Genomic DNA, 21,922 nt, shown 5'->3' with positions numbered 1-21,922 from the left:
CCCCCCCCCCCGGCGCCGCGCCGGGGCCGCCCCTTTTCTCTTCTCCCCCGCCCCCGCGCCCCGCCCGGGCGCGCCCGCGCGCCCGCCCGCCCCGACCACGGCGGCGTCCGGTCGCACCGCCGCGAGCCCTTCCGCCGCCAGGCCCGTATGCAGCGCGCGGGCCACGGCGCGGACCCGCTCGGCGCGCTCGGGCTCGGCGCGCAGCAGCCGCAGGGCGGCCAGTGCGGCGCCGGCGGCGGCCGGGTTGAGCCCGGTGTCGAAGATGAAGGTACGGGCCGCGTTGACGAGGTGTTCGATGACGCGGGCCGGGCCGAGCACCGCACCGCCCTGGGCGCCGAGCGACTTGGAGAGGGTGACGGTGGCGACCACGTCGGGCGCGCCGGCCAGGCCCGCGGTGTGCGGGGAGCCCTGCCCGGCCGGGCCTATGACGCCGAGGCCGTGCGCGTCGTCGATGAGCAGGCCCGCCCCGCGGCTGCGGCAGACGGCGGCGAGTGCGGGCAGCGGCGCGGCGTCCCCGTCGACGGAGAACAGCGCGTCGGTGACGACCAGCTTCGACGCGTGGGCGCCCGGCTCCTGGTCCAGGAGTTTGTCGACCGCCTCCGCGTCGGCGTGCGGGGCGATGCGGGTGTCGGACCGGGAGAGCCGGCAGCCGTCGATGAGCGAGGCGTGGTTGTCGGAGTCGGAGACGATGAGCGAGGCACGGGAGGTGAGCGCGGTGACGGCCGCAAGGTTGGCCGCATAACCGGACGAAAACACCAGGGCCGCCTCGAATCCGCAGAAGGCGGCCAACTCCGCCTCCAGTTCGGCGTGCAGCTCGGTCGTCCCGGTGACCAGCCGCGACCCGGTGGAGCCCGCGCCCCCCCCCCGGCGCGCGCCCCCCCCCCCCCCCCCCCGCGGCGGCGGGGGGGGCGGGGGCCGCCCCCCCCCCCCCCCGGGGGCCCCCGCCCCCCCCCCCCCGGGGCCGCGTCCGCCGCCGCCGCGGTGACCTGCGGGTGTCGGGCCAGGCCGAGGTAGTCGTTGCTGGCCAGGTCGAGCAGGGGTGAGGCCGCCGGGCGCGGGCGCAGGGTGCGTACGAGACCGGCTCGCTCGCGCTCCGCGCGCTGCGCGTCGAGCCAGTCGAACGCGGCGCCTCCGGCTGCGGTGGGGCGGACGTGTTCAGGCATGGGCCATCCCTGGGTTCTGTGGGGTTAGCAAAGAACGTATCCGGCCGTGCCCGAAGGCAGGGTGTGGTGATCCACACACCTCCAACCGACGTCGTTGTGCGTTCCCTCCTTGGACGCGGGCGGTGCCATGAGACAGGATCAGCGCCATGGATCTGCTGAAGACGCTGGTGGACAAGGGGTTGCGGCGCGAGCTGCCGACCCGGGACGAGGCGCTGGCCGTACTGACCACCTCCGATGACGAACTACTGGACGTGGTGGCCGCGGCCGGTCGGGTGCGCCGTGCCTGGTTCGGGCGCCGGGTGAAGCTCAACTACCTGGTCAACCTCAAGTCGGGGCTGTGCCCCGAGGACTGCTCGTACTGCTCGCAGCGGCTCGGGTCGAAGGCCGAGATCCTCAAGTACACCTGGCTCAAGCCCGATGAGGCGTCGCAGGCCGCGGCGGCCGGGGTGGCCGGCGGCGCCAAGCGGGTGTGTCTGGTCGCCAGTGGCCGCGGCCCCACCGACCGGGACGTGGACCGGGTGTCCCAGACCATCGCCGCCATCAAGGAGCAGAACGAGGACGTCGAGGTCTGTGCCTGCCTCGGGTTGCTCTCGAACGGGCAGGCGGAGCGGCTGCGGGCGGCCGGTGCCGACGCGTACAACCACAACTTGAACACCTCCGAGGCGACGTACGGCGCGATCACCTCCACGCACACCTATGCGGACCGGGTGGAGACCGTGCAGCAGGCGCAGGGGGCGGGGCTCTCGGCCTGTTCCGGGCTGATCGCCGGCATGGGTGAGAGCGACGCCGACCTGGTGGACGTGGTCTTCTCGCTGCGCGAGCTCGACCCGGACTCGGTGCCGGTCAACTTCCTCATCCCGTTCGAGGGCACGCCGCTGGCCAAGGAGTGGAACCTCACCCCGCAGCGCTGCCTGCGCATCCTGGCGATGGTGCGGTTCGTCTGCCCCGATGTGGAGGTCAGGCTGGCCGGCGGGCGCGAGGTGCACCTGCGGACGATGCAGCCGCTCGCCCTGCACCTGGTCAACTCCATCTTCCTCGGCGACTACCTGACCAGTGAGGGCCAGGCGGGCAAGGACGACCTGGCGATGATCGCCGACGCCGGGTTCGAGGTGGAGGGCGCGGGGACGACCACGCTCCCGCAGCACCGGGCCGACGCGCTGGCCGCCGCGGGGTGCGGCTCGCACGCCGATGCCGGGGCGAGCGCCGGTGGTTGCGGGGGGCACACCGGCGGTGGCTGCGGGCCGTGCGGCGAGGGTGCCGCACCGGCCGAAGCGGCGGCCGTACCAACGACTGAATCAGCGACGGAATCAGCGACTGGACCGGTGGCCGAGCCCGCTGCCGCGGCCGTCGCCGCAGCGGAAGGAGCGGCCGGCGGCACGGGCGCCGCCGGCCCCTCGCGCCCCGATCTGGTCGCGGTGCGCCGCCGCGGCGCGGGCACGGACCTGCCGCCCAATGCCTGAGCCGATGAGCCCCGCACGGCTGCTTGAGCTCGACCGGCAGCACGTGTGGCACCCGTACGGTCCGATGCCGGGCCGCCAGCCCCCGCTCCTGGTGGAGTCGGCGGCCGGGGTCAGGCTGCGGCTCGCGGAACCGGTCGACGGGGTCAGCGAGTTGGTCGACGGGATGTCCTCGTGGTGGTCGGCCATCCACGGCTACAACCACCCGGTGCTGAACGAGGCCGCCCACGCCCAACTGGGGCGGATGAGCCATGTGATGTTCGGCGGGCTGACCCACGAGCCGGCCATCCGGCTGGCGACCAAGCTGGTGGAGATCACGCCCGAACCGCTCCAGCACGTCTTCCTGGCCGACTCCGGTTCGGTATCGGTCGAGGTCGCCATCAAGATGTGCCTCCAGTACTGGCGCTCGGTCGGCAAGCCGGCCAAGCAGCGGCTGTTGACCTGGCGCGGCGGCTACCACGGCGACACCTGGCAGCCGATGTCGGTGTGCGACCCGGACGGCGGGATGCACAGCATGTGGCAGGGGGTCCTGCAACAGCAGGTCTTCGCCGAGCAGCCGCCCGCCGGCTTCGACGCCGAGCCCGACGCGGCGTACGTACGGGAGTTGGGCGAGCTGATCGCCCGGCACGCGGACGAGTTGGCGGCGGTCATCGTGGAGCCCGTGGTGCAGAACGCGGGCGGCATGCGCTTCCACTCGCCCGGCTATCTGCGGGCGCTGCGGCGGGCCTGTGACGAGCACGGGGTGCTGCTGGTCTTCGACGAGATCGCCACCGGCTTCGGCCGCACCGGCGCACTGTTCGCGGCCGAGCACGCCGATGTCGCCCCCGACGTGCTGTGCGTGGGCAAGGCGATCACCAGCGGCTACCTCACCCTGGCCGCCGCCCTGTGCACCAGCGAGGTGGCGCGCGGCATATCCGAGGGCGAGTTGCCGGTCCTGGCCCACGGCCCCACCTTCATGGGCAACCCGCTGGCCACCGCCGTCGCCTGCGCCAACATCGACCTGCTGCTTTCCTACGACTGGCAGGGCGAGGTGAAGCGGATCGAGGCGGGGCTGCGGGACGGGCTCAGCGCCGCGGCCTCGCTGCCGGGCGTGGCGTCGGTGCGGGTGCTCGGCGCGATCGGCGCGGTCCAGTTGGAGCGCCCGCTGGACGAGACACGGATGGCGGCGGCCTCGCGGGCGGCGATCCGCAACGGCGTGTGGCTGCGCCCGTTCCGCGACCTCATCTACACGATGCCGCCGTACATCACCGGCGACGAGGACCTGGCCCGCATCACGTCGGCGATCGTCGCCGCCGCCCGCGCCAGCGAGAGCTGACCCGCTCCGGTGGGGGGGGGGGGGGGGCGGCGGCGCCCCGCCCGGGGTGTGGGCGGGGGGGGCGGGCCCACCCCGGGCTCACGGGACGAGGACGACCTTGCCGATCGTGCCGCGGGTCTCGATCGCCCGGTGCGCGGCAGCCGCGTCCGCCAGCGGGAACGGGTGCACCGGCGGGACCACCGTGCCGGACGCGGCCAGCGCCAGCGCGTCCTCCTCCAGCTTCCGCATCCCCGCGGGGCCGCCGATCCGGTCCAGCAGCGGCTTGCCGATGACCTGCTGCGAGGTGATGCCGCGGCGCTCAAGCTCGGCGTCGGTGAACTGGAGCGGGCCGCCGATCCAGCCGTACACCAGGTGCCGGCCGCCGGGGCCGAGCAGGTCGACGGCGGCCAGCCCCTGCGCGCCGGCCACGGCGTCGAAGACGACGGTGGCCCGCCGGTCGCCGACGGCCCGCCCGACCTGCTCGACCCAGCCGGCGGACTCGTAGTCGACGGCCGTGTCGGCGCCGAGTGCGGTGACCCGGGCGACCTTGGTCGGGCCGCCGGCCAGGCCCACCACGGTGGCGCCGACCGAGCGCGCGTACTGCACGAGCAGTGAGCCGATGCCGCCGGCGGCCCCGGTGACGATCACCAGGTCATCGGCGGTGAGTTCGGCGAAGAGCAGGATGCCCACGGTGGTGCGGCCGGTGCCGACCATGGCCACGGCCTGTGCGTCGGTCAGCCCGTCCGGGAGCACGTGCACCTTCTCGACGTCCACCACGGCGAGTTCGGCGTATCCGCCGGGCGCCATCCCCAGGTGCGCCACCACCCGGCGCCCCAGCCACTCGTCGCCCACGCCTTCGCCCAGCTCGTCGATGGTGCCGGCGACCTCGCGCCCGGGGACGGTGGGCAGTTCGGGCAGCGCGTAGGGGAGTTCGTCGGAGCCGGCCCGGAAGTAGGTGTCGATGACGTGCACGCCGGCCGCCGCCACCTTGATCCGCACCTCGCCGGGCCCGGGCCGCGGGTCCGCGGTCTGCTCGTACGTGAGGTTCTCGGCCGGTCCGAAGGCGTGCAGACGAATGGCGTGCATGGGGATCTCCGTCGGTGTCGGTGGGGGCCCGTGGGGCCGCGTCCTGCGACGAGCGTCTAACTTCAACCATTGTTGAAGTCAAGGGGTGTGGGAGATCGGGAGTGTCGGGGGCGGGTGGCCGCGATCGGCCGCGACGCGGCCCCGGTGCCGGCGGTGGCCCGTTGACCTGGAGGTTCGCCGGCCTTCAGGGGCATTGTCAGACCCATGGTTCACGATGGGGACGGTCGGGACCCCGCAGGGTCGGCGGGCGGGGCCGGTGGGCGGGTGCGGTGTGGGGCGGCGCGGCGTGACCGCGCGATCGGTGCGGGTGACGGCAGAGACGGAGGCGGTACGGGTGGCGGAGCGGGAGCAGCGGCGAACCGGTGGCCGCGCGGGCCGGTCGGGCCGTGCTGGTGCGGGGCGTGGAGGGAGTGCGGGGAGTGCCGGGCGGGGTGGGGTGCGTCCGCCGCGGCGGTCGGCGCTGTCGCTGCCGCCCCTGGTGCCGTACGGGGCGGGCGGCCTTGAGGTCGAAGGGGACTACGACGGGGTGGAGTTCGCCGATCTCGACCTGCGGGACCAGGACGGGTCCGGCGCCCGCTTCCTGGATTGCGCGCTGCGCCGCTGTGCGCTGGACGAGGCGGTGCTCGGCAACGCCCGGTTCATCGACAGCGTCCTGGACGGGGTGCACGGCGTGGGTACGGACCTGTCGGGCGCCGGGCTGCGGGACGTGGAGCTGACGGACGCCCGGCTCGGCGGGGCGCAGGCGCACGGCGGGGCGTGGGAGCGGGTGGTGGTGCGCGGCGGCAAGATCGACTACCTGAATCTGCGCCGGGCCACGCTCAAGGACGTCACCTTCGAGGACTGCATGCTGGTCGAGGCGGACTTCGGCGGCGCGAAGCTGGAGCGGGTCTCCTTCGCCGGCTGCACTGTGCGCCGGGTGGACTTCACCGCGGCCCGGCTGGCCGACGTCGACCTGCGGGACGTGGCCGAACTCGACGTCGCCCGCGGCTTCGACGCCCTCTCCGGCGCGGTCATCAGTCCGTCCCAACTCCTGGACCTGGCCCCGGCGTTCGCCGCCCAACTGGGCATCCGCGTCGAGCGGAGCGAGATGGAGGGGGAGGGCGGGGGCTGAGGGTGCGGGCGGGGACGAGATGAGGCCGAGGGGGGAGTGGGGGGGGGAGCGGGTGCGGCGGGGTGTCGCGGCGGACGGGTCAGACGCGCGGGAAGCGGGCCTGGAGGTCCCAGACCGCGGGGTTGTCGGCCAGGCCCTCGTGCAGGTCGGCGAGGTCGGCGACCAGGTCGTGCAGGAAGTCGCGGGCCTCCCGGCGCAGGGCCCGGTGGTTGAACGTCAGCGGCGGCTCTTCGAGCGGTACCCAGTCGGCGGTGACGTCCACCCAGCCGAACCGGCGCTCGAAGAGCATGCAGTCGCTGGACTCGGTGAAGTCGAGTTCGGCGTGGATCGGGGTGGCCGACCGGTTGCCGCGCGGATCGGTGTCGAGCTGCTCCACGATGTCGCACAGCGCCCAGGCGAAGTCCAGGACGGGCACCCACCCCCAGGCTGTGGACACCTCCCGGTCGGCCTTGGTGTCGGCCAGATAGACGTCGCCGCAGAACAGGTCGTGCCGCAGCGCGTGCACGTCAGCGGTCCGGTAGTCCGTCTGCGGCGGGTCCGGGAAGCGGGGGGAGAGGGAGTAGCCGAGGTCGATCACACGGCCGATGGTGTCACGGCGGGGCCGCGACCACGGACCCGCTGCGGTTCTGTGTGGGGCTGCGCGGGTGGGCCCGGGGATGGCCCCTGGTTCGCCCCCGGGGGTCGGGCCCCGAGGCGGCGTCGTCCGTCCCCCCGGCGGGGCGGCTGATCCGGCGGGGCGGCGGCCTTCTGGTTGCACGTGTTCGGCTGGTCCCGCGGGGTGGCTCGCCGCGCCGTACGCGGTGTGCCGCCGCGGGCGCGGCAAGACCGCAATCGCTCGCGTCAGTGCTCCGTGATCTCGCCGCCCCGCCGGCGTCCCGTGACCCCGTCCGCGCGCCGGGCCTCGCGATGCCGACGCCGCCGCGATGCCGCTGCGCCCGCGGCCGTGCCGCCCTGCCGCCCCACCGCGCCGCGGTCTCCGCGGCATCGCTCACGCGAGTTCCATGGCGCTCCGGTCGCTGGTGAGGACGATCGTGGCGGCGGCCACGGCGCACGCGGCGAGGGCGGTGGCGAAGAGGGTGACCGCGTTGGTGAGGCCGACGCCGTCGCCGAGGAAGCCGACGGAGACCGCGAGCAGGCCGGCGGGGGCGTACCCGCCGACGTTCAGGGCGGCGTTCGCCTCGGCCAGCCGCTCCGGCGGCACGCTCGCGTTGAGCAGCGAGAGGCCGCCGAGCTGCCCCATCCCCTGGCCGGCACCGGCCAGCAGCGCGGCGGCGACCAGGACCGGTACGGCCGAGGTGTGCACCGCGGCGACCAGCGCGCCCATGCCGAGCAGGGTGCTGGCCGCCCCGGTGGCCAGGATCGTACGGCGGGGTAGCCGCTGCACGCCGAACTGCACCGCGGTCGAGGCGAGGAACATCACGAAGGCCATCGCGCCGGCGAGCACCCGGCTGTCGGAGTCGAGCAGGTCGGACAGGAGCGAGGGGCCGAGCGACAGCACGAAGGAGGTGGCGGCCAGGCCGGGTGCGAACACCGCTATGCCGAGGCCCAGTTGGCGCCCCCGACCGCGCGGTACGCGCGGCACCCGCACCCACGAGCCCACCGGCGCCCGCTGCGGGGTGCCTGCCGCCGCGCTCTTCGGCGTGCCCTTCGTCGCACCGGGCGCCGCGTTCTTCGGCGCGCCGGCCGCGGTGTTCGTCGCCGCGGTTGCCGCCGCACCCGCAGCCGCGGTTGCCGCCGCGCCGGGCGGTACGGGTCGCGCGGACGGGTGCCGCAGCGGCATGCGCCAGACCGTGACGGCGGCCGAGGCCAGCAGGACCATTTCCACCAGGAAGACGGTGACCGTCGGTCCGGGCAGGGTCTCGGACACGACGCCGGCCAGGAGGGGGCCGAGGCCGGCGCCGAAGACCATGGCGCAGGAGGCCAAGAGCGCGCCGGTCCGCTTGCGGCTTGGCCCGGCCACGTCGGTGACGGCGGCCATGCCCGCGGAGACCGCGGCGCCGACGGCGATGCCGGTCAGCAGCCGGCCGGCGACCAGTGCGGCCACGCTGCCGGCGGTCGCGAAGAGGACGCAGCCGACGAACGCCAGCCCCAGCGCCGGCAGCAGGACGGGCTTGCGGCCCCACCGGTCGGACGCGACGCCGCAAACGAGCAGCGAACTCAGCAGCCCGACGATGTAGCAGGCGAACACCACGGTGAGCGTGCCCCGGGAAAAGCCCAGGTCACGCTGCCAGATCAGATAGAGCGGGGTGGCCGCGTTGGAGAGGACGAACACGGCGACGACGGGCCACGTGGCCAACCACACCCACCACAGCGGCGCCTCCCCGCGCCCCGGGCCGTCACCCGACGCGGCGCCCGATCCGACTCCTGCCCCGAGGCGCGATCCGACTCCTGGCCCGCGGCCTGGGCCGAGTCCTGACCTGGGTCCTGAGCCGCGCCGCGGGGCGACGTCCGGTCCGCGTCCGGCGTCGGGCCCGGAGTCGGGCCCCGGTCGGGGCGTCGATCCGTGCCGTGGGCCCAGCCCCGGTCCGCGGTCCGGCAGTACCGCCTCCGAGTCCCTTTCGGGCATGACTGATTTGGGCACGACTGATCCCTCCACCGCAGTCAGTACGAGTTGATTCGAACTTAGCATGCAGTACGATTCAACTCGTACTGAAAGTTCGTGTGCTGCGTCGCACCGCGTCTGCCGTGCCATGCCGTGCCGGGGGCGAGAGGGGAGTGGGGCCCATGTCGTCGCGAACGTCGAAGGCGTCAGGACCATCCGCAACGCCAGGACCATCCGCAACGTCAGGACCACCCAAGACGCCAGGAGCGTCGGGAACGCCGGGAACGTCAGGGGCGTCCCGGGCACCGGAGGTGTCGGAGCCGGCGGCCGATGCCGTGCGGCCGGTCTTCGCGCTGCTGCCGGAGCCGGCTGACCTCCCGCCGAGGCTGCCCGAACCGGACGTCGCCGACCTGCGCCTCGAAGTGGTGCTCGGGGCGTTGAGCGACCCGCTGCGGCTGACGATCGTCCGCAAGTTGCTGCTGGAGTCGGAGCAGTTCGACCACCCGTGTAGCTGGCTCGGCCTCGACCGCCCGAAGTCCACCCTCACCCACCACTTCAAGGCGCTGCGCGAGGCGGGCGTCACCCGCCAGCGCCAGTACGGCCTGGAGCGGCGCAGCCACGTCCGGGTCGCCGACCTCGACGCCCGCTTCCCCGGCCTGCTCGCCCTCGTCGCCGCCTGGCACCCCGACCAGCCCTGACCGGGCCGCCGCCCGGGCCCGGGGGGGGGGGCCCCCCGCGGGCCCGGCCCCCGGCCGGGGCCCCCCCCCGCCCCCGGGCGCCGCCGGCCCCCCCCCCCCGCCCCCGCCGCCCGCCCCCCCCCCCGGCCCGCCCGCGGCGCCCCCGGCCCCCCCCCCCCCCCGGCCCCGGCCCCCCCCCGGGCCCGGCGCCGCCCCGACCCACGCGAGCCCGGCCCCGGCCGGCGGCCCGCCGCGTACCCGTGCCGCCGCGTACCCGTCCCGGGTCATAATCCGGTGGTGTCTGGTACGGGTGCAGGTACGAGGGCTGGCGCGGATACGGGTACGGGCCCGGGGCCGGCGGTGGGGGTGATGGCGCGGGCGCGGGTCCGCGTGCGGCGGGTGCTCGGGGTGCGCAACGGCTGGCCCCGGCGCCTCATCGACCTGGTGTTGCCGCTGCTCCTCGGCTGCTTTCTGACCACGTTGATGGCGGCGAGCTTCGACGGCGCGTGGCCGCTCGCGCCGCTGTGGCTGCTCGCCGGCTTCGCACAGGGCGGGGCGCTGTGGTGGCGGCGCTCGTACCCCGTGCAGGTGATGGCGGTGGCGCTGCTCGGCGGCGTGGTGGTGCACCTGGTCGCGCCGGAAGGGGTCTTCCCGTACGCGGGGTTGATCGCCGTCGGTTCGCTGGCCGCCGCCCGGCCGCCGCTGATCTCGTTGTGCGGGCTCGCGGGTCTGCTCGGCGTCACCGCGCTCAACTTCCGTACCGGGCCCAGCGCCGACGCCCAGTTCGCCATGGCCGTCGCCGTCGTGCCGTGGGCGCTGGGCGAGGCGGTACGGCACCGCAGGGCGGCCATCGCGGAGGCCACCCGGCGCGCCATCGGCGAGGAACAAGCCCGTATCGCCCGGGAGTTGCACGATGTGATCGCGCACAGCGTGTCGGTCATCGTCGTCCAGGCGGCAGCGGCCGACGACGTCTTCGACGACCGGCCCGACCAGGCGCGCGCGGCCTTGCAGTCGATCGAGTCCGCGGGCCGGATCGCCCTCGGCGAGCTGCGCCGGCTGCTGGCTGCCGTCCGCCCGGGCGAGGCCGAGGAGCCCCGCCGCCCACAGCCCGGCCTCGACCGGTTGGCCGAACTCGCCGAGCCGCTACGCGCCGCCGGTCTGCGGGTGACCCTGCGCCGGGAGGACGCCGCGGGTGATGCGGGTGATGCGGGTGCGGTGGGCGGCGCGGGTGGTGCGGCTGCCGCTCCGGGGGCGCCGGGCCGGGGCCGGCCGCTGCCCGCCGGCGTGGAACTGTCCGCGTACCGGATCGTGCAGGAGGCGCTGACCAACACGTTGCGCCACTCCGGCGCCAGCGAGGTGGTGGTGACCGTGCGGACCACCGCCGGCACGCTGGAGTTGGAGGTACGCGACGACGGCCGCACCACACAACCCACCCGCCCCGCCCCGCCCACCGGCGCCCCCTCCCTTGGCGCCTCGCCCACCAGCGCCTCGTCCGCAGGCGCCGCACCCGTCGACACCGCGCCGGCCGGCGCCTCCCCCCTCGACACGTCGCCGCTCAACGCCCCACCCGCCGGCGCCGCGCCCACGCGCCCGGGGCCAGACGCGCCGCGCCCCACCGAAACCGCCCCCACCGGTAGCAAAAGTGCCCCCGCCCCCCAGCGCCAGCCCCAACCTCTGCCCCGTACCTCGCCCGGCAGCGGCTTCGGGCTGGTCGGCATGCGTGAGCGGGCCACGATGCTCGGCGGCACCCTGGAGGCAGGGCCGCTCCCGGAAGGCGGCTTCCGCGTCTGGGCACGGCTGCCGTTGGACACGGGGCGCTGACGCGGGCGCACCCGCCGCAACGGAACCGAAGCCACCCTGCCCCCGCGAGCCGGACCCACCCCGCCCCCGCGGCGCGAACCCACCCCATGACACCCAGCCGAAGCCACTCCAACCCGAAGCCACGCCAACCCGAAACAACACCAACCCGAAACAACACCAACCCGAAACAACACCAAGCCGAAACGACACCTCCGTACCGCCCGGACGCGGTCGGTCCGCCGGCCGCCGCCTACCCTGATGCCCATGACCGCGACCCCGCCCGACGGCTCCGCACCGGGCCCCATCAAGGTCCTCCTCGCCGATGACCAGGCCCTGGTCCGGAGCGGGTTCCGCATGATCATCGACGGCAAGCCCGACCTGAAGGTGGTGGGCGAGGCCGCCGACGGAGAAGAGGCCGCGGTGCTGGCCGCCGGGCTGCGCCCCGACGTGATCCTGATGGACGTACGGATGCCGCACGTCGACGGCATCGCGGCCATCGAGCGGATCGTGGCGTCCGGCAATCCGGCCCGGATCATCGTGCTCACCACGTACGACGTGGACGACGCGGTGTTCGCCGCGCTGCGCGCCGGGGCCTGTGCGTTCATGCTCAAGGACGTGCGGCCGGCCGAACTGGTGGAGGGCATCCGGGTGGTCGCCGGCGGCGACGCACTGCTTGCGCCGACCGTGACGCGGCGGCTGCTCGACCGGTTCGTCCAGGTGCTGCCCGCGCCGTCGGAGACCACGCCGGACGAGGTCGCGGCGCTCACCCAGCGCGAGTACGAGGTGCTGCGGCTGATCGCGCTCGCCCTCAACAACGCCGAGATCGCCGACCGGCTCGGGCTCACCGAGGCGACCGTCAAGGCCCATGTCTCCGCCGTCCTACGGAAGTTGAAGCTGCGGGACCGGGTCCAGGCGGTCGTCCTCGCGTACGACCTCGGGCTGGTCAGACCGCGCCAGAGCTGACCCCGCCCCTGGCCCCGTACGACAGGACGCCTCGCCCCCGGGCCCGTACCGCAGACGCCTCATCACTCCCCGGCCACCCGGCCACCCCCACGCACCCTCCCCACCCCACCCCACCGGGGCGTTCAGCATCGGTTCGCCTCATCCGTGAGGAGGAGGTTGCGGTGGGCGATCTTCGACTCGGGTCGTAGGGCGGGCGGTTGGGCTTGACCGGCGGTCGAAGAGGGCTCCCCGCCCTGCGCCCGCCGCCCCGCCCGCCGCCCCTTGCATAGCGTCGTCATCGACCGCCGAACGCCGCCCCGGACTCCGGCCCCACGCCTCGCTCCACCCCCATGACACGGCCGTGACGTGCCGAAACACCGTGTCGCGTGCGGCGTACGAGGCGGCCGGCGGTCAGCCCGACGTTCCCCCAGGAGGACATGAGCATGCCGCAGATCCCCCCGCCCGCCCCGGGCACCGGCTCGGCCACGGGCCCGGGCCCGGCCCCGTACTCCCCCCCCGCCCGTACGGCTGACGCGGCCGAGAACCCGGGCGGCCGGCAGGCCCGCGCCGGCCGGTCCCGCCGGTGGGTCGGGGCGCTGGCCCTGGCCGTGCCGCTGGCCATCACCCCGGCCGCCGCAACCCAGGCCGCCCCCACGAACTCCACACCCACCACCCCCACCGCGACCACACCCACCACCCCCACGACACCCGGCACACCCACACCCCGCGACGCCACCCAGCTCTACGTCGCGCCCTGGGGTGACGACTCCTGGCCCGGCAGCCTTGCCAAGCCGTTCGCCACGCCGGCGCGGGCACAGCAGGCGGTGCGGGCCCTGACCGGGCGGATGGCCTCGGACGTCGTGGTGAACCTGCGGGCCGGGACGTACCGACTCGACCGGCCGCTGACCCTCTCCGGCGCGGCGGGCGACGGGGGCCGGGACGGGCACCGGGTGGTCTACCAGGCGTACGGCTACGGCGGCGCCGACCGGGAACAGGTCACGCTCAGCGGCGGCCGGTCGGTCACCGGCTGGCGTTCGGCGGCCGGCGGGGTGTGGCGGGCGGACGTGGGGGACCTGGAGACGCGGCAGTTGTTCGTGGGCGGCAAGCGCGCCGCGCGGGCCGCGCTCGGTGCCGGGCTGCCCGGCAAGGTGACCCGGACCGCGACCGGCTACGTCACCGACAGCACGGCCCCGCAGTCCTGGCAGCGCCCGCAGGACGTGGAGTTCGTGTACACCTTCGACACCGCGTACTCCGAGGGCAGGTGCGGCGTCGCGGGCATCGCGGGCGACGCCCGGCGGACCACCATCACCATGGACCAGCCGTGCTTCCGGCGGGCGACCGAGCTCTACGACTCGATCTCCGAGGAGGGGCCCGGGATGATCGACCCCACCGGCGTGGAGAACAGCGCCAGCTTCCTGCGGAAGCCGGGCAGTTGGTACCTGGACCGGTCGAACCCCGGCCACCACGTGCTCTCCTACCTGCCGCGCACCGGCGAGCGCGGGGCGCCCAGCGACGTCGTCGCGCCGGTCCTTGAGCGGCTGGTCGACGGTACGGGCACGGCCCAACAGCCGCTGCGTGACGTGTCGTTGCGCGGGCTGACCTTCAGCCACACCACCTGGCTCGGCCCGGACCGGCCCGAGGGCTTCCCGCACGTCATCGGCGACTGGTACTACGTGGGCGACGACCCCGTCGAGCAGGAGGTGCGGACCGTTCCGGGCGGCGTCACCTTCCGCGGCGCGGCCGGCGTCACCGTCGAGGGCAGCCGGTTCACCCGCCTCGGCACGCAGGCGCTGGCGCTGACGGAGGGCACGTACGACAGCACCGTACGCGGCAACGTGATCGACGACGTGTCGGCCGGCGGCATCCACATCGAGCCGGGCGGCGCGGAGCCGGCCGGTGCGCGCGGCACCCGGGTGGAGAACAACTGGGTGCACCACGTGGGCCTGGACTACCGGGGCTCCTGGGGCATCCTGCTCGACCAGCCGAAGGGCGCCTTGGTCGCGCACAACCAGGTCAACGACGTTCCGTACTCGGGGATCGCGTTCCTCAACGCGGGCGGCGACGCCACCACCGCGCGCGGCACCCAGGTGCTCGACAACCGCGTCTTCCGCACCAACACGGCGCTCATCGACGGCGGCGGGATCTACTCCAACGGCCCGCAGGGCCCCTCGTTCGCGGACGGCGCGCGGGTGGCGGGGAACGTGGTGCACGGGGTGACCAACCCGGCCGCCGGCCAGCCCGAGTACCCGCCGTACGCGATCTACACCGACGACGGCGGCGACCACATCACCGTCACCCGCAACGTCGTCTACCAGAACCAGCGCTCGCTGGGCGGCGTGGCGCCCCGCCGGGTGCGCTTCACCGGCAACTTCTGGGACGACACCCAGGTCGTGTGGTGGGGCGAGGCCAAGGAGGTCGAGATCTCCGGCAACACCAAGCTGTCGGCGACCGACCCGGAGCGCGCCTGCCGGGCGAACACGACCTGTGCGGCGATCGAGGCGGGGGCCGGTCTGACGGCCGAGTGGAGGTCGCTGCTGACGACCCGCTGAGCGGGGGCCAACCGCTGAGCGGGGGAGGCGGGGGGCTGGTGCTGTCGAACAGGGTCCGCTGACGCGGGGTCGGTCGCCGACCCGTGGCGGACCGTCGCCCCCGGCCGCGGGCGGGGGGCCCGGCCGCGGGCAGCCGAACGCCCCGTCGGACACTGGAACTTCCGCGTCCGGCGGGGCGTTCGGTCGGTTCGCCGGCGCCCGCGGGCGACCGGTCCGCTGACCCGCGCGCGGTGCCGGGGCCGCTGGCCCGCGCCGGGTTCCCTATCGGGCCCGGGGCGGGTTAGCCCACCCCGTTGGTGGCGGCGACGCGGTGGTCGCTCGGGTAGACCTCGTTGCAGTACTTGACCGTGCCGGTGGGCTTGGCCCACTTGCCGCTGACCCACTGCTCCTTGCCGCGGAGCTTGTACCAGACGGTGTCGCCGGCGATGTTCTGCGCCCGCACCTTACAGTCCACGCCCCGCTGGTCCCCGTTGTGCAGGGAGCCCCGGATCGTGGAGTCGGTGCTCGGGTAGTGGCGGATGAAGAGCTCTGCGCTACTGCCCGTATCGACCGTGACGTACGGCTTGGCCGGGGCCGCGGCCCGGGCGGTGTCGGCCGCCTGGGCGGAGGCCGTGCCCAGGCCGAGCGCGGCACCACCCGCGGCTACGCCGAGGGCCAGGGCCACGGCGGTTGCGCGAGCGCGGCGCGTCGTTGCTGCCATGTCACTCATCTCCTTGCGTCGTCGCCCCCGGTCTGCGCCGGGAGCGAGAGTCGGGACTACATAAGCGAGGACGCGGCACTCCGGTCGAAGGGTTCGGCTATGTCCTGATTTTTTCTAATTTTTCTCCACGAGATCGAGTGCGACCGAGAACGACAGGCGCGCGGGCCGGCCCCGGGAGAACCCGAGCGCCGGCCCGCGACGGTACGCAGTGTCCGATGCGCAGCGTGCAACGCCTCAGTGCCCGCGGGCGATCCACTCCGCCAGGTGCGGCGCCTCGGCGCCGATCGTGGTGGTGGCGCCGTGTCCGGTGCGGACCACCGTCTCCGGCGGCAGCGTGAGCAGCCGGTCCCGGATCGAGTCGATGATCGTCGGGAACGAGGAGTACGACCGGCCGGTGGCCCCGGGCCCGCCCTGGAACAGGGTGTCGCCCGAGAACACCGTCCCCGCCCCGGGTGCCCCGTCCGCGCCCGGTGCCCCGGCAGTCAGCGTCGGCGCGTACAGGCACACCGCACCCGGCGAGTGGCCCGGCGTGTGCAGCACCCGCAGCTCGGTGCCGCCGCCGGTGAACACGTCGCCGTCGGCGAGCTGCCCGTCCGGGGCCCGGTCCGGGTGCCGCATCCGCCACAGCACCTCGTCGTCCCGGTGCAGCAGGATCGGCGCCCCGGTCGCGTCGGCGACCTCGGGGGCCGCGTCGACGTGGTCGTCGTGGCCGTGCGTGCACAGGATGCCGAGCAGCCGCCGGTCGCCGACCGCGGCCAGGATCGCCGCGGCGTCGTGCGCGGCGTCGATGACGTACGCCTCGTGGTCGTCGCCGACCAGCCAGACGTTGTTGTCCACCTCCCACACGCCGCCGTCCAACGAGAACGTGCCCGAGGTGACGAGGTGGTCCAGGCGCGCGCCGTTGCTCACAGCTCCACCACCGAACGCAGCACGTCGCCGCGGTGCATCTTGGCGAACGCCTCCTCGATGTCGTCCAGCGCGATCGTCTCGCTGACGAACGCGTCCAGGTCGAGCCGGCCCTGCAAGTACAGGTCGATCAGCATCGGGAAGTCGCGGGACGGCAGGCAGTCGCCGTACCAGGACGACTTCAGCGCGCCGCCGCGGCCGAACACGTCGAGCAGCGGCAGCTCCAGCTTCATCTCCGGCGTCGGCACGCCCACCAGGACGACGGTGCCGGCCAGGTCGCGTGCGTAGAACGCCTGCCGGTACGTCTCGGGGCGGCCGACCGCCTCGATGACGACGTCGGCGCCGTTGCCGCCGGTCAGTTCGCGCACGGCTTCGACCACGTCGGCGGTACGGCCGTTGACGGTGTGCGTGGCGCCCAGACCGCGCGCCTGGGTCAGCTTCCGGTCGTCCAGGTCCACCGCGATGATCTTGCTGGCGCCGGCCAACTGCGCGCCGGCGACCGCCGCGATGCCCACGCCGCCGCAGCCGATGACGGCGACCGAGTCGCCGCGGCCCACGTTGCCGGTGTTCAGGGAGGCGCCGAGGCCGGCCATCACGCCGCAGCCGAGCAGCCCGGCGGCGGCCGGCGAGGCCGCCGGGTCCACCTTGGTGCACTGGCCGGCGGCGACCAGCGTCTTCTCGGCGAACGCCCCGATGCCGAGCGCCGGCGTCAGCTCCGTGCCGGCCGCCGGGCCCTCGGCGATGGTCATCTTCTGGGTCGCGTTGTGGGTGGCGAAGCAGTACCACGGGCGGCCTCGCCGGCACGCCCGACACTGGCCGCACACCGCGCGCCAGTTGAGGATGACGAAGTCGCCCGGCGCCACCTCGCTCACCCCGGCGCCCACCGACTCCACGACGCCCGCCGCCTCGTGCCCGAGCAGGAACGGGAAGTCGTCGTTGATGCCGCCCTCGCGGTAGTGCAGGTCCGTGTGGCACACGCCGCACGCCTGGACCCGTACGACCGCCTCGCCGGGGCCCGGGTCGGGCACCACGATGGTCTCCACCCGAACCGGCTGGCCCTTGCCCGGGGCCACCACGCCCCGCACCTGTTGTGCCATGCGAGCTACCTTCCTCTCCGTTTCGCGCCCCGCGGTTCCACCCCCGCGCACCGCGCGGCCTCCACTCTCCTGCGCCACGCCGCCACCGTCCAACCGGCGCGGCGAACCCTCGACCCCGACCGGATAACCGCAGGTGGGGGCCGAGGTACGGGACGGGGGTGGGGAGAGGGGGGGCGCGAGGGGAGCCGGGGGAGGAGGCGGGCCCGGCGGCAGGGGAGCGGGGCGGGCGCGGCGGCGGTACGGGGCAGGGCGGGGCGGGGCGCCAGGTCAGTGGGCCAGGTCAGGGCGCCGGCGTGTCGTCCTCGTCGTCGGTGGGGTGCTCCTTGGCGTCCGCGGTCAGCCGTTCGCCGCGACAGGCGGCGATCCGCAACGCCCGGTCGGAGCACTGCACGAGTTCGCTGAGGGCGCCGCGGAGTTGGTCGGTGGACGGCGTGCCGCGCAGCGTCGCCCGGGCGTGCTCGGTGACCGACGCCACATGGTCGAGCGCCCCGTCTTCCATGCTCTGCATCAGGTGCGAGAGCGGGCTGTCCAGATTGTCACTGGCCACGTAGCACGAGTCGCCGTGCGGGCCTACGTACCGCTTCGGGTGCTGCCACGCGGTGTACCGCAACAGGGCCGCCACGCCCTGATTCCACTCGCGTTCCTGGCTCACCTGCCGTGTTCCCTTCTCGGGTGGGGACGTCCGCGCACCTCAGGGCACTGGCCCAGGCTCAGGTCAGCGCGGTGACTATGAGCGCCGCCACTCTTGCACTGGGTGGCGCCCGCCACCAGGGGGCCCGACGTCGTGTGTGTGCCCGCTTCGGCCCGACCGGCGCCGAACGCCACCGGTGGGAGCGGTTGCACGACCGCGCACCGGACCGCCCCCATCAGGCCACGGCACGGGGGGACGGGCGTCGGGGGCGTACGGGGGGCGTACGGCGAGGCACACGGGTCGAACGGGGGAGCCCGCGAGTCGAACGGGGAGCCCGCGGGACGGGGTCGGCACGGGTACGGGTGCAGGTGGGGGCCGGGCGCATGCGCGACAGATGGGGTGGGGGTGGGCGCGCGGGGCGGCGTGGGGCTGGGCGGGGCCCGGGCGTGGGGCTGGGTGCGGATGTGGGTGTGGGTGTGGGTGCGCGGTTCAGTGAGGTGCGGGTGGGTGCACGGTTTCAGCGGGGTGCGGGGTGTGGGGCGCGGGTGCAGGCGGCACGGCTGAGGTGGCGTGGGGCGAAGGCGGCGGAGGTGAGGGGAGGCGGGGCGCCGGTGGCACGGGCGAGGCGTCGCCGGGCCGAGGGTCCGCGCCCCCTCACCCGCACCACCGCTACTTCCCGAGACGCTCGGCCGTGGCCGCGCGGCGGGCCAGCACCTCGTCCCTGCTGCGCTCCATCTCGCGCAGTGCGGTCTTCCGGTCCCGCTGGCCGAGCCGGTCCAGGTAGAGCCGGCCGTGCAGGTGGTCGGTCTCGTGCTGGAGGCAGCGGGCGAAGTAGCCGCGGCCCTCGATGACCAGTGGCCGGCCGTCCTGGTCCAGGCCCCGCACGGTGGCCAGGTCCAGCCGCGGCACCATCCGGTACGGGCCCGGCACCGAGAGGCAGCCCTCGGACTCCTCCACCAGCCGTCGGTCGGCGGCCGGCACCTCGTCCAGGACCGGGTTGGCGATGTGCCCGACGTGCCGTACGCCCCAGTCGTCCGTGATGTCCCAGATGAACAACTGGAGGTCCACGCCCACCTGGTTGGCCGCGAGCCCGGCGCCCCTGGCCACCGCGTTGGTCGCGAACATGTCGTCCACCAGTGCGGCGAGCTCCGGCGTGCCGAACTCCGTCACCTCCCGGCACCGCCGGTGCAGTACGGGCTCGCCGACCTCGGTGATCCGCCGCGCGGAGCCCCGTACCGCCGCGGGCGGCAGCGCCGGGAAGGACGCCACGGGCTCGCCCTGCACCCGTACCCGACGGTCCTGCGCCGCGTCATCGAACCCCGCTGCCATGCGCCTTCCCCACCCTTTCGGTCCCCGCGCCCACCCGAGCCGCCGGACCGCGGAGGCCTGGCCGGGTGACGGGTCGTGGTTGCCAAGTCCTTTGCAAAGTAGCACTCTTTGCAAAGTGAGCACTGAACACCGGCACCCCACCGCCCCACACGCCTCCCCCGCCCTGCCGGGCCGCCCCCACCAGCCGCTGCCGGACCATCCCGTCCGCGTCGCGCTGCTCGATCTGCTGGCCGAGGTCGGCACGCTCACCTCCACCGAGGCCGCGGCCCGGCTCGGCCACAGCTCCGGCCTGTGCTCCTTCCACCTGCGGCAACTCGCCCGGTACGGGCTGATCGAGGAGGCCCCGCACCACGGCGGCCGGGCCCGCCCGTGGCGGCTGCGCTGGGCGTCGGCCGACGGGCCCGCCCCCGCGGGCCAGGGGGCGGCGGGCCAGGACGCGTTCACGGCGCTGGCCCGCGGACTCGAAGACGAGAGCTACCAGCAGTGGCTGGCCCACCGGGACCTGGCGCCGGCCGCATGGCAGCGGGACGAGTCCTTCAGCGCCGTGCTGCACCTGACCCCGGCGGAGCTGACCGACCTCGCCACCGCGATCCGCGGCCTGCTCGCCGACTACCGCGACCGCGCCCCGGCCGCCCGCCCCGAAGGCACCGCCCCGGTCGCCGCCCTGGCCAGGCTCTTCCCCCTGAGCGCCACGACCGGCCAGGGCCCGGCACGACGGGAGTGAACGGGACGCCCGAGCCGCACGGGGGCCGGCCCCGTACGGCAGGGCCGTGAGCCGTCTAGTACGGCAGGTAGTAGCTCAGCACGTCGGCCCGCCGCGGCGGGAACAGCGCGTCGAACAGGGTGCGGTCGCCGGCGTAGACGTCGGGGCGGAGCTTGGTCAGGCCCGCCAGGCCGTGCGGGCCGAAGAGCAGCGCCGGCAGTTGGTCGGGGGCGACCGCCGCGCCGCGCACGGCGCCCGGGCTCTGCATCGTGCCGCCGGTGACGACCGGGCCGAGGCCGTCGGCCGTGACCGGCAGCCGGTAGTGGGCGCCGAAGGTGGAGATGACGACGGCCCGGTCGGGGCGGTCGATGCCGGCCGCGGCCAACCGCCGCTCCAGCAGCGGGCGGAGCCGGTCAAGCAGCGCGGCCGGGTCCGGAATCCGCACGTAGTACTGCTCGGCGCGCCCCTGCGGCGTCGCGTCCACCCACTCCTGCCCGGCATCGGCCGGCCCCGTACCGGCCCGGGGCACCACGCTGATCTCCGCGCCGGGCCGGCGGGCCGCGACGCCGCGCAGCAGCGCGTGGGCCGCCGCCGCGTCCACCGCGCTCGCCTCCGCGACCAGCACCCCGCCCGCGTCGGGCGGCGTGATCCGCCCCGAGGCGACGACGGCGCCGTCCCGCTCCACCACCCACAGGCTGCTCGCCTCGTGGCCGAGCAGCCAGCGCCAGCGGGCCGCGGGGTGCCCGATCGCCACGTCGAACCCGCCCTGCGCCGCTGCCTGGAGGTCGGCCAGCGCGGGCACGTCGGCCGGCAGCGCGGCGCGCAGTACGGGTCCGCCGTGGACGGCGCCCGGCGGCGGGGTGCGCACGGTGCGCGCGGGCGGGATGTCGATGGCGTACTCGTAGCCGAAGAGCCGGTAGAAGTACGGGATGCCGATCATGACCTGGACGACGTGCCCGCGGGCCGCGGAGCGCTCGTGCGCCCACTCCATCAGGGCCCGCACCAGGCCGCGCCCCTCATAGGCACGGTCGGTGGCGACCAGCTCGACCTGCCCGGCCGGCAGGTGGACGTCACCGATGCGGACGACCTCGTCCAACAGGGTCGCCGTGGAAACCACCCGGTCCCCGTCCACGACCACCGCACAGGACGCCCAACCGGCCTCGGGGTCCTCCACGACCAGCCGGTGATCGAGCGCGTCCACCGCGTCCCCGCGCCGGGCGAGCAACTCCCCGATCTGCTCCAGATCCGCCGGCCCCGCCGTACGCAGCACCAGCCCGCCGGGCAACGTACGGGGCGGAGCGGGGTCTTCCGCGGTGGGCGGGTTCGTCGGCCGGGCGGCTGCGGGGGAGTCGTTCATGGCGGGCACTATGGCATCCGCGGTGTCCGTGGTCCAGGAGTTTTTGCTGGTGGGACGGTGTGTGGCGGTGCCCGGCGGGGTCCGGCCGGGGCGGTGTGTGACGGGGAAAGGGGTCGGCCGGGGGTGGTGTGCGACGGGAGAGGCGGCCGGCCGAGGGCGACGGGGGACGGGGCGGGCGCCGCCGTGCGAGGGGCCCCGCGCCCCGCGGTCCCCCGCGCCCCCCCCCCCCCCCCGCGCGGGGCCGCCGGGGGGGGGGGCGGCGCCCCCCGCCCCCCCCCCCCCCCCGGGGGGGGCCCCGGGGGGGGGGGGGGGGGGGGGGCGGCGGGGCGGGGGGGGGGGCGGGGGGCGCGGGGGCGGGGGGGGGGGGCCGCCGGGCGCGGGGCCCCGCGCACGGCTGTCCCGCGCGCATCACCCGCGTCCCCGCGCGGGCGCGCCGTGCTGCCGTACGACGCACGCGGCCCCCTCCCGCCCACGGGTGTGCACCCATGGGGAGGGGAGGGGGCCGCGGGCGGGGCCGGGGCGGGCGGGTATAAACCACACCCGGCCCCCCGGGCGGGCGCGGAGCGGGGGTGGGGGGG

Annotated in this window: 17 protein-coding genes and 1 pseudogene; 8 read left to right on the top strand and 10 right to left on the bottom strand. The window is 75.3% G+C overall.

The annotated features are described in order from the left end of the window. A pseudogene (locus AAHZ94_RS08115) lies at positions 1 to 1,163 on the bottom strand (aminotransferase class I/II-fold pyridoxal phosphate-dependent enzyme); the annotation flags it as partial. A gap of 146 nt (positions 1,164 to 1,309) precedes the next feature. On the opposite strand from AAHZ94_RS08115, the gene bioB reads away from it, so the two are divergent. Then, a complete protein-coding gene (bioB, locus tag AAHZ94_RS08110; RefSeq protein ID WP_349991735.1) occupies positions 1,310 to 2,623 on the top strand; it encodes a biotin synthase BioB in 1,314 nt (437 codons plus the stop codon). Further along, on the top strand, positions 2,616 to 3,935 hold the full coding sequence (locus AAHZ94_RS08105) for an adenosylmethionine--8-amino-7-oxononanoate transaminase (RefSeq protein WP_349991734.1): 1,320 nt from the start codon (positions 2,616 to 2,618) through the stop codon (positions 3,933 to 3,935). The genes bioB and AAHZ94_RS08105 overlap by 8 nt, the downstream gene beginning before the upstream one ends. A gap of 78 nt (positions 3,936 to 4,013) precedes the next feature. Here the strand turns inward: AAHZ94_RS08105 and AAHZ94_RS08100 are convergent, their stop codons facing one another. Continuing rightward, positions 4,014 to 5,000, bottom strand: a complete 987-nt coding sequence (locus AAHZ94_RS08100; RefSeq protein WP_349991732.1) for a zinc-binding dehydrogenase — start codon at positions 4,998 to 5,000, stop codon at positions 4,014 to 4,016. Between the two features lie 436 nt (positions 5,001 to 5,436). On the opposite strand from AAHZ94_RS08100, the gene AAHZ94_RS08095 reads away from it, so the two are divergent. Then, positions 5,437 to 6,111, top strand: a complete 675-nt coding sequence (locus AAHZ94_RS08095; RefSeq protein ID WP_349991730.1) for a pentapeptide repeat-containing protein — start codon at positions 5,437 to 5,439, stop codon at positions 6,109 to 6,111. A gap of 79 nt (positions 6,112 to 6,190) precedes the next feature. Here the strand turns inward: AAHZ94_RS08095 and AAHZ94_RS08090 are convergent, their stop codons facing one another. Together AAHZ94_RS08090 and AAHZ94_RS08085 are read right to left on the bottom strand one after the other, a co-directional pair. Continuing rightward, positions 6,191 to 6,688 carry a hypothetical protein gene (locus AAHZ94_RS08090; RefSeq protein ID WP_349991728.1) on the bottom strand — a complete coding sequence of 166 codons (498 nt, stop codon included), beginning with the start codon at positions 6,686 to 6,688 and terminating at the stop codon, positions 6,191 to 6,193. Positions 6,689 to 7,099: 411 nt separating this feature from the next. Next, positions 7,100 to 8,422, bottom strand: a complete 1,323-nt coding sequence (locus AAHZ94_RS08085) for an MFS transporter (protein ID WP_349991739.1) — start codon at positions 8,420 to 8,422, stop codon at positions 7,100 to 7,102. 542 nt (positions 8,423 to 8,964) lie between these two features. On the opposite strand from AAHZ94_RS08085, the gene AAHZ94_RS08080 reads away from it, so the two are divergent. The 4 genes from AAHZ94_RS08080 (at position 8,965) to AAHZ94_RS08065 (ending at position 14,621) form a co-directional block, all read left to right on the top strand. Further along, positions 8,965 to 9,351, top strand: coding sequence for an ArsR/SmtB family transcription factor (locus AAHZ94_RS08080; protein WP_349991726.1), 387 nt, complete (start codon positions 8,965 to 8,967; stop codon positions 9,349 to 9,351). Positions 9,352 to 9,699: 348 nt separating this feature from the next. Next, complete coding sequence (locus tag AAHZ94_RS08075; RefSeq protein ID WP_349991724.1) at positions 9,700 to 11,151, top strand: sensor histidine kinase; 1,452 nt, start codon at positions 9,700 to 9,702, stop codon at positions 11,149 to 11,151. 243 nt (positions 11,152 to 11,394) lie between these two features. After that, a complete protein-coding gene (locus tag AAHZ94_RS08070) occupies positions 11,395 to 12,093 on the top strand; it encodes a response regulator (RefSeq protein ID WP_349991722.1) in 699 nt (232 codons plus the stop codon). Between the two features lie 422 nt (positions 12,094 to 12,515). After that, on the top strand, positions 12,516 to 14,621 hold the full coding sequence (locus AAHZ94_RS08065; RefSeq protein ID WP_349991720.1) for a right-handed parallel beta-helix repeat-containing protein: 2,106 nt from the start codon (positions 12,516 to 12,518) through the stop codon (positions 14,619 to 14,621). Positions 14,622 to 14,901: 280 nt separating this feature from the next. Here the strand turns inward: AAHZ94_RS08065 and AAHZ94_RS08060 are convergent, their stop codons facing one another. The 5 genes from AAHZ94_RS08060 to def form a co-directional block, all read right to left on the bottom strand. Next, positions 14,902 to 15,321 (bottom strand): hypothetical protein, encoded by a 420-nt coding sequence (locus AAHZ94_RS08060; protein ID WP_349991718.1) that lies wholly within the window; start codon positions 15,319 to 15,321, stop codon positions 14,902 to 14,904. Positions 15,322 to 15,555: 234 nt separating this feature from the next. Next, complete coding sequence (locus AAHZ94_RS08055) at positions 15,556 to 16,230, bottom strand: MBL fold metallo-hydrolase (RefSeq protein WP_349991716.1); 675 nt, start codon at positions 16,228 to 16,230, stop codon at positions 15,556 to 15,558. After that, positions 16,227 to 17,324 carry an S-(hydroxymethyl)mycothiol dehydrogenase gene (locus AAHZ94_RS08050; RefSeq protein WP_349991715.1) on the bottom strand — a complete coding sequence of 366 codons (1,098 nt, stop codon included), beginning with the start codon at positions 17,322 to 17,324 and terminating at the stop codon, positions 16,227 to 16,229. The genes AAHZ94_RS08055 and AAHZ94_RS08050 overlap by 4 nt, the downstream gene beginning before the upstream one ends. 280 nt (positions 17,325 to 17,604) lie before the next feature. After that, positions 17,605 to 17,976, bottom strand: a complete 372-nt coding sequence (locus tag AAHZ94_RS08045; protein ID WP_349991713.1) for a hypothetical protein — start codon at positions 17,974 to 17,976, stop codon at positions 17,605 to 17,607. A gap of 648 nt (positions 17,977 to 18,624) precedes the next feature. Next, on the bottom strand, positions 18,625 to 19,284 hold the full coding sequence (gene def / locus AAHZ94_RS08040; protein WP_349991711.1) for a peptide deformylase: 660 nt from the start codon (positions 19,282 to 19,284) through the stop codon (positions 18,625 to 18,627). Positions 19,285 to 19,399: 115 nt separating this feature from the next. Here def and AAHZ94_RS08035 point away from each other — a divergent pair, with 115 nt between their 5' ends. Continuing rightward, positions 19,400 to 20,008, top strand: coding sequence for a helix-turn-helix domain-containing protein (locus AAHZ94_RS08035; RefSeq protein WP_502964602.1), 609 nt, complete (start codon positions 19,400 to 19,402; stop codon positions 20,006 to 20,008). 55 nt (positions 20,009 to 20,063) lie between these two features. On the opposite strand, the gene AAHZ94_RS08030 is transcribed toward AAHZ94_RS08035, so the two are convergent. Next, complete coding sequence (locus AAHZ94_RS08030) at positions 20,064 to 21,344, bottom strand: GNAT family N-acetyltransferase (protein WP_349991709.1); 1,281 nt, start codon at positions 21,342 to 21,344, stop codon at positions 20,064 to 20,066. Positions 21,345 to 21,922: the final 578 nt, after the last annotated feature.

Source organism: Streptomyces sp. HSW2009, from assembly GCF_040240285.1.
Classification (GTDB): domain Bacteria; phylum Actinomycetota; class Actinomycetes; order Streptomycetales; family Streptomycetaceae; genus Streptomyces.
Note: the sequence above shows the minus strand (reverse complement) of the source record. Positions and strands in the feature narration are given on the sequence as shown.